Annotated in this window: 8 protein-coding genes; 5 read left to right on the plus strand and 3 right to left on the minus strand. The window is 33.0% G+C overall.

The features are described 5' to 3' along the window. Both VLC96_RS15480 and VLC96_RS15485 read left to right on the plus strand, forming a co-directional pair. A partial coding sequence (locus VLC96_RS15480; protein ID WP_325264350.1) for a cryptochrome/photolyase family protein occupies window positions 1-1,191 on the plus strand: 1,191 nt, incomplete at its 5' end. A 314-nt stretch (window positions 1,192-1,505) separates the two neighbouring features. Next, window positions 1,506-2,417: a TIGR01777 family oxidoreductase gene (locus VLC96_RS15485; RefSeq protein ID WP_325264352.1), complete on the plus strand. Its 912-nt coding sequence runs from the start codon at window positions 1,506-1,508 to the stop codon at window positions 2,415-2,417. 6 nt (window positions 2,418-2,423) lie between these two features. Here the strand turns inward: VLC96_RS15485 and VLC96_RS15490 are convergent, their stop codons facing one another. From VLC96_RS15490 to rmuC, 3 genes are all read right to left on the minus strand, one after another. Then, entirely contained in the window at window positions 2,424-2,963 is a 540-nt protein-coding gene (locus VLC96_RS15490; RefSeq protein WP_325264354.1) for a YceI family protein, read from the minus strand. Window positions 2,964-3,106: 143 nt separating this feature from the next. Next, window positions 3,107-3,655, minus strand: coding sequence for an acyl-CoA thioesterase (locus VLC96_RS15495; protein ID WP_325264356.1), 549 nt, complete (start codon window positions 3,653-3,655; stop codon window positions 3,107-3,109). 64 nt (window positions 3,656-3,719) lie between these two features. Beyond that, the gene (gene rmuC / locus VLC96_RS15500; RefSeq protein WP_325264357.1) at window positions 3,720-5,093 is read right to left on the minus strand and encodes a DNA recombination protein RmuC; all 1,374 of its coding nucleotides are present in this window, start codon (window positions 5,091-5,093) and stop codon (window positions 3,720-3,722) included. A gap of 187 nt (window positions 5,094-5,280) precedes the next feature. Here rmuC and VLC96_RS15505 point away from each other — a divergent pair, with 187 nt between their 5' ends. The 3 genes from VLC96_RS15505 to VLC96_RS15515 all read left to right on the plus strand — a co-directional run. Then, window positions 5,281-6,168: a protease complex subunit PrcB family protein gene (locus VLC96_RS15505; protein WP_325264359.1), complete on the plus strand. Its 888-nt coding sequence runs from the start codon at window positions 5,281-5,283 to the stop codon at window positions 6,166-6,168. A gap of 137 nt (window positions 6,169-6,305) precedes the next feature. After that, window positions 6,306-6,620: a hypothetical protein gene (locus VLC96_RS15510; protein WP_325264361.1), complete on the plus strand. Its 315-nt coding sequence runs from the start codon at window positions 6,306-6,308 to the stop codon at window positions 6,618-6,620. Window positions 6,621-6,652: 32 nt separating this feature from the next. Beyond that, a partial coding sequence (locus VLC96_RS15515) for an RNA polymerase sigma factor (RefSeq protein WP_325264363.1) occupies window positions 6,653-6,928 on the plus strand: 276 nt, incomplete at its 3' end.

A 6,928-nucleotide genomic window follows, 5' to 3' on the forward strand; every position in this document is an offset into this window, starting at 1 on the left:
TTGTTTATTTTCGACGATGATATTCTGACTAATTTGCCAAAAAATGATGCCCGTGTTAGTTTTATACACGAATCTTTGCAAAAAGTAAATGCGCAACTCAAAGCCATTGGAAGTTCACTTTTAATAAAAAAAGGAACAACAATCGAGATTTGGAAATCGCTTTTCGAGGAGTTCACCGTTTCGGCAGTTTTTTTGAATAAAGATTATGAGCCTTACGCCATAAAGAGAGATTTGGCAATTGAAACAATAGCAAAAGCGAATAATGCTTCTTTTTTTTCTTTTAAAGATCAAGTGATTTTTGAGGAAAAAGAAATCGCCAAACCAGACGGATTACCATATACCATCTATACTCCATATAAAAATAAATGGTTAGAAAAATACAAATCAATAGCTCCGATTACAGAATATGATGCTGAGAATTACTTCTCCAATTTTTACCAAGGCCATTTTGATTTCCCAACTTTAGACCAAATAGGTTTTCAGGAAAGTGATATGAAAGTTAAACCTTATAATTTAAAGCAAATTGGTATTTATCACCAAACGCGTGATTTTCCAGCTGTTGATAGTACATCTTACCTCTCACCACATTTGCGTTTTGGTACTGTGAGTATCCGAAAGTTAGTAAATTGGGCAGCCCGAAAAAATGATGTTTTCCTAAGCGAATTGATATGGAGAGAATTTTTTATGCAAATCTTGTTTAGCTTCCCAAAAGTAGTAAGTCATAATTTCAAATCAGCTTATGATGGAATTCAGTGGCGCAATAATGAAGAAGATTTCCAGCGTTGGTGTACAGGAACTACAGGTTATCCTATGGTTGATGCGGGTATGCGTCAACTCAATGCTACGGGATATATGCACAATCGGGTGCGTATGGTGGTAGCAAGTTTTTTATGCAAACATTTACTAATCAACTGGCAATGGGGCGAGGCTTACTTTGCCGAAAAACTGTTGGATTACGATTTGTCTGCAAATATAGGAAACTGGCAATGGGCTGCAGGAACAGGCTGTGATGCTGCTCCTTATTTCAGAGTTTTTAATCCAGATATTCAGCTCAAAAAATTTGATGAAAACGGAATTTACATTCGCCAATGGATTCCTGAATTCGATTTGGGTTACGCACAACCTATGGTAGACCATGCTTTTGCAAGAGATAGGGCAATAGCTGCTTATAAAAATGGAATTTCTAAATAACCCGTTGGGTGAAATTCTGTAAATTGAAAAAATTAACCACATAGTAACATGTGGTAAAAAATAATTTCACCCAACGCGTTCTAAATAATATAATAGTTGAATATTTACAGAGTTTGGTGTAAAATAGTTTTAGCATTTTTTTCTTTTAAAAAAAGATAGAACGAAGAGCCAGATTTTGTTTCTAACTACTAAAAAATCATCATTTTAAGTTTAATTTGTGTTTAATGCGCTTACGTTTAACTTCTTATTAGTAATCTTAAGAAAACCATTGGCTTATCTTTGTATTCTAATTGATTTTCACTAATTTATAATTCATGGGAAAAAATGTTTTGATAACAGGTGGTACCGGTTTTATAGGAAGGTATCTCACCAAAAAATTATTGGAAAGAGGTTATACAGTTTCGATTCTTACCAGAAACAGCAGACCAAATACAGATAAAATTTCATATTATATTTGGGATGTTAGCACACAAAATATTGAGGAAGCAGCTATTTTGAATGCTGATTATATCATTCATTTGGCAGGAGAAAACTTAACTGAGAAAAGATGGACCAATAAAAGGAAAGCGGCTATCATCGATAGTAGAGTAAAATCCACGGAATTAATAGCAGAAGTTCTAAAAAAACATAATAAAAAATTAGAAGCTTTTGTTTCTGCTTCGGCTATAGGATATTATGGCGCTATTGATGGCGAAGGAATTTGTACTGAAGAGACTTTGCCAGCCAATGATTTTATTGGAACTGTTTGTCAGGAATGGGAAAAATCGGTTGATTTAATAACCGGTTTAGGTATTCGTACCGTAAAAATTCGTACTGGGCTAGTTTTGGGTAAAAATGAAGGAATTTTAAAGAAACTGAATGCCCTCTTTAAACGTGGACTGGGCGCTGCATTGGGGTCTGGTAAACAATATGTGCCTTGGATTCATGTGCATGATTTGTGTATGATGTACATTGAAGCTATGGAAAACAACAAAATGACAGGGCCTTACAATGCTACCATTAATGATAGCACTACAAATTTAATTTTCTGTAAAGCATTGGCAAATTCGTATGGTTATTTAATTTGGTTGCCAAATGTTCCAGCCTTTGTAATCAGATTGTATTTTGGAGAAATGGCTACCATTGTTTTGACCGGCAGAAGAGTTTCTTCGGATAAAATAAAAAAGCAAGGTTTTAGATTTCAATTTAGAAACCTCAATAGCACACTGAAAATCTGTCGTCAATAAAGACACTTAGTTCAAAATACAAACGAGCTGAGTGTTTACTTTTTTTGAAATTTTAGCAACTACCATATTTGGGATTTCAATTTTGAAATCATCCGTGTTCAATGTAAAATTCGAGTTTATCTGAATTCCGTTTCCGACTCTCTTAATTTTTGCAATTACAGAAACCATTCGGGTTTGGCCGTGAATCGTTAGCTTTCCTTTTATCAAAAAATCTTTTTCGGTTTCGTTGACTACTTTCAAATCAAATTTTTCGATAACTCCTTTAAAAGTAGCCTTAGCATAACGATCACTTTCAAGGTAATTGTTGTTAAAATGTTCTTGCATCAGATTTCTTTTAAACTGAAATTTTTTGATGACAGCAGTAAAAGTTATTTCGCTTTTATCGGGGATCAAAGTACCGTCCACATTCTCATTTTTGGCTTCAACAGCTTCAAATAAAGGCACAGACGCTTCAAAGAAAATAACACATTTGGATGAGCTAAATTTGTTTTGTGCATTAATGGGATAGAGGACGAAAAAGAGGGCTAATAGAGTAAATTTATTCATAATTTTTTCTATTAAAGGTTATACTTAAAGTTACGATTTTTTTATCGAAACAGTCTTAAAGTTGCGCCAAAAAAAAAAGCCAATATGAAAAGAAACTTTCTCATATTGGCTTTGTAAAATGAATTATAATCCTTTTGCAAATACTAATCTAAAGCTATTTGAATATTGTATTTTTTCAGGTTTTCCAGTGTTTCTTTCGAAGTATAATTGAACTCTTCTTCATGAATTTCGTGCTCCTTTTTTAGGGCAATTTGTTTTATCGAATTACAAAAACGTTTGATATCTTCAAAATTGGATAAAATTAAACCTGGAACTGGTACGCTATTGCCTTCATTATCTTTGGCAACCATTGTGAAATAAGAAGAATTACAATGTTTTTTTTGCCCTGTCTGAATATTTTCTGCTTCAACGCGAATACCTACAATCATCGAACTTCTGCCCACATAATTTACCGAAGCTTTCATGGTTACAAGTTCTCCAACTTCAATTGGTTTTAAAAAATTCACAGTATCTACCGAAGCGGTTACACAATAATTTCCTGAAAATTTAGATCCACAGGCAAAAGCAATTTGATCCAAAAGTGATAAAATATAACCTCCATGAATTTTTCCGCTAAAATTGGTGTGTGACGGCAACATCAATACTGAAATACTAACATGTGATGAAGAAACTGTTTTGTAAATTTTGTCCATAATTTAAGGGGTAAAGAGAACGATTTGTGTTGTTGTATGAGTTAGTTATTTTTAAAATTATAATTTAGTTTAAAAGAGAATTTTCATCGTTTTCAGCTCTTTTTATAATACTTTCTGGCAGTGCTTTTTTGGCTTTGGCACCCATTTTTTTAAGTTTTTCAACGCTGATGATTAAGTTTCCTTTTCCTTCAACGAGTTTATTCATAGCTCCCTGATATTCAGCTTTGCTTTCCTCGATTTTCTTGCCAATTTTTATTAAATCGGCCACAAAGCCTTCAAATTTATCATATAAAGCACCGGCTTGTCTGGCAATTTCAAAAGCATTTTCCTGTTGCTTTTGGTTGGCCCACATACTGTCAATAGTACGCAATGTAGCCAATAGAGTAGAAGGTGTAACAATCACAATATTTTTCTCGAAAGCCCTGTTGTATAACGAAGTGTCTTCATTGAGTGCAATTGCAAAAGCGGGTTCCATTGGAATAAAAAGCAAAACAAAATCGGGACTTTCTATCTGGTATAAATCATGATAATTTTTATTCCCTAATTGTTCAACGTGAAGTTTTATCGAGTTGACATGTTCCTTCAAATAACGAGTTTTCATTGCTTCATCATCGTCTTCATTGATGTATTTTTCATACGCGACCAAAGAAACTTTAGAATCGACAATCATCTTTTTTCCGTCAGGCAAATTGATAACAACGTCAGGAAATACGCGATTACCATCTTCTCTGAGATGACTTTGTTGTACCTCGTATTCGCGTCCTTTTTCCAGACCAGACTTTTCTAAAACTCTTTCCAGAACTAATTCGCCCCAGTTTCCCTGCATTTTGCTATCGCCTTTTAGGGCTTTAGTCAAATTGAGGGTTTCTTTACTCATTTGAAGATTCATTTCGCTCAATCCAATTATTTGTTGGCGTAAAGCGGCATGGTAGTCGATACTTTCTTTGTGAGTGTCCTCGACTTTTTTTTCAAATAACTGAATTTTGTCTTGCAACGGAGTCAAGATATTTTTTATGTTTTCTTTGTTTTGCTCCGTGAATTTATTCGATTTTTCTTCTAATATTTTGTTGGCAAGATTTTCAAATTCTTTGGTGAATTTCTCCTGAAGTTTCTCTACTTCATCTTTTTGTTCTTTGTTGCGTTCCCAAAGATTTTCAAAATCCACTTCTTTTTTAGAAAGTTGAATTGCCAAACTGTCTTTCTCATTTCGGATATTTTCTTTTTCGGCATTGACGGCTTCCAGTTGTTTTTCGAAAGCATTTTTATCTGTTAAAAATTGCTCTTTCTGCTGAATCAGTTGTGAATTAAGTGCTAGCAATTTCTCTTCTAAGCTTACTTTCTCTGATTGAAAACGGGCAGAAAAAATAAGTTTACCAATGAATATGCCTATTGCAAACGCGATAATAAAAACGATTAATAAAGGAAGAATTGTTGCCATGTTTTTTCTTTTTAAAAAGGCAAAAGTACGCATTAATACGTAGTACTTAATTTTTAAAAATGAAATTTCACGAATAATTAGAAATCTAATGCTAAATGAACAATTTAACTTTTTTTTACATCATCACGCAACCTTTTTAATAAAACATCATCTATTAATTATAACCAAATATTAAATAACAAAAAACATGAAGAATTTAATTTCAATACTGTTTGTCGCTCTGAGTTTCTATTCCTGCACAGATTCATTGGACAATGTGGATCCAAACCAAGATTGTGGTACGGTTACCAATGTTGCTTATGAGAGTTTTAATTTTTGTGGACAATTCAAGGAAAACCCAATCAAACCAACGTACTACATCATTAACTCGAATGAGGATTTTCAAAAAGTATTTACCACTTGCCCTACTTATGACGTAGTACCCTTACCTGATTTTACTCAAAAAAGACTTTTAGCACTTTCGTCCGGCCCAAAACCTACAGGCGGATATGCAATAAAAATTCAATCAGTTATTCAAAATGATTGTCAAATTCTGGTAGAATATTACGAAACTGAGCCAGGAGAAAACGAAATAGATATCACCGTAATTACGTATCCTACGGATTATGTTGTGCTTCCAAAATCAAATAAGCCAATTCTGTTTTCTAAAGTAAATAAGGTTGCTGATTATGCCATTGTGGGTAATTATTATGTGGATATGTCTGCGATTCAGTGTAATGGAGATTGCCAACAATTTTTTGGAATCGAAAATCAAAAAGTATTGAAATATTTAAATGTGGGTGATATCTCTTCTAATTTTAATAAATCGACTTATAAAGCATTAAGTTATAGAGATGATTTTGCTGGTTTTGTTGCCAAAGTTCCTTCTGAAATAAAAGATTTGAAAGGGCAAACCAAAACATTTGGAACACCAGACAGCCATCATCAAGGCGGCGTTTACTTTGAGTGGAGCCAAGCAGGAGTTGTTACCAAAATCTATTTGGACAACGATAATACAACAGATCAAACTCCAAATATTATTGCATTCAAAAAAGTTATTAAAGACAAAATTGCCGAATTGCAAACTAAATCTTAAGTAAATTTTAAGCATAAAATATACTTTTTTTTAAAACTAACAGTTTGATAGTTAATAGATAAGCGTCATTAGTCTGTTTTGACGATGATATTAGTGAATTCCCCCAATGATTGTTAAAAATTATAAATGCTAATATTATGAAAAATATATTTTTTATTCTTTTGGTGATTTTCACGGTTTCTTCATGCACGTATGATGATGCAGGATTTAGAAGAATTTCCAGAAAAGAAGCGATGGAAAGTTGGGCTTGGAAAATTTTTATATATACTGATGAGGGAGAGATCCAACCCGTTGATTATAAAAGGAATAATTTTGATAATCGTATCCAACAGAAGCCTATTTTTGTAGATTATTTTTGGGAAATTGATGAGAATCAAAACGTGTTTTTAGACGAACACGAAATGGTTTACAAAGAGAAGAAGGATGATTACAACCAATTTTCAGAGAACTAAAAGAGTAAAAATACAAAGCAAACTACAAATTCTTGAAAGAGGAATTAGACCAATATATTAGAAAATGTGTAGAACACGACAGGGGAGCTCAGCTAAAAATTTATCAGCTGTTTTCTCCTGTGCTGTATGGTCTTTGCCTAAAATATATGCGGAATGAAGATGACGCTAAAGATGTTTTTCAGGAAGCTTTTGTTATCGTTTTTCAAAAAATAGAGCAATACAATTTTGAGGGAAGTTTTGAAGGTTGGATGAAGCGAATTTTCATCAATAAATTAATAGAAACATTGAAGAAAAAGAAAAAAGACATA

The sequence above is a fragment of the Flavobacterium sp. genome (genome assembly GCF_035456085.1).
In the GTDB taxonomy this organism is placed as follows: domain Bacteria; phylum Bacteroidota; class Bacteroidia; order Flavobacteriales; family Flavobacteriaceae; genus Flavobacterium.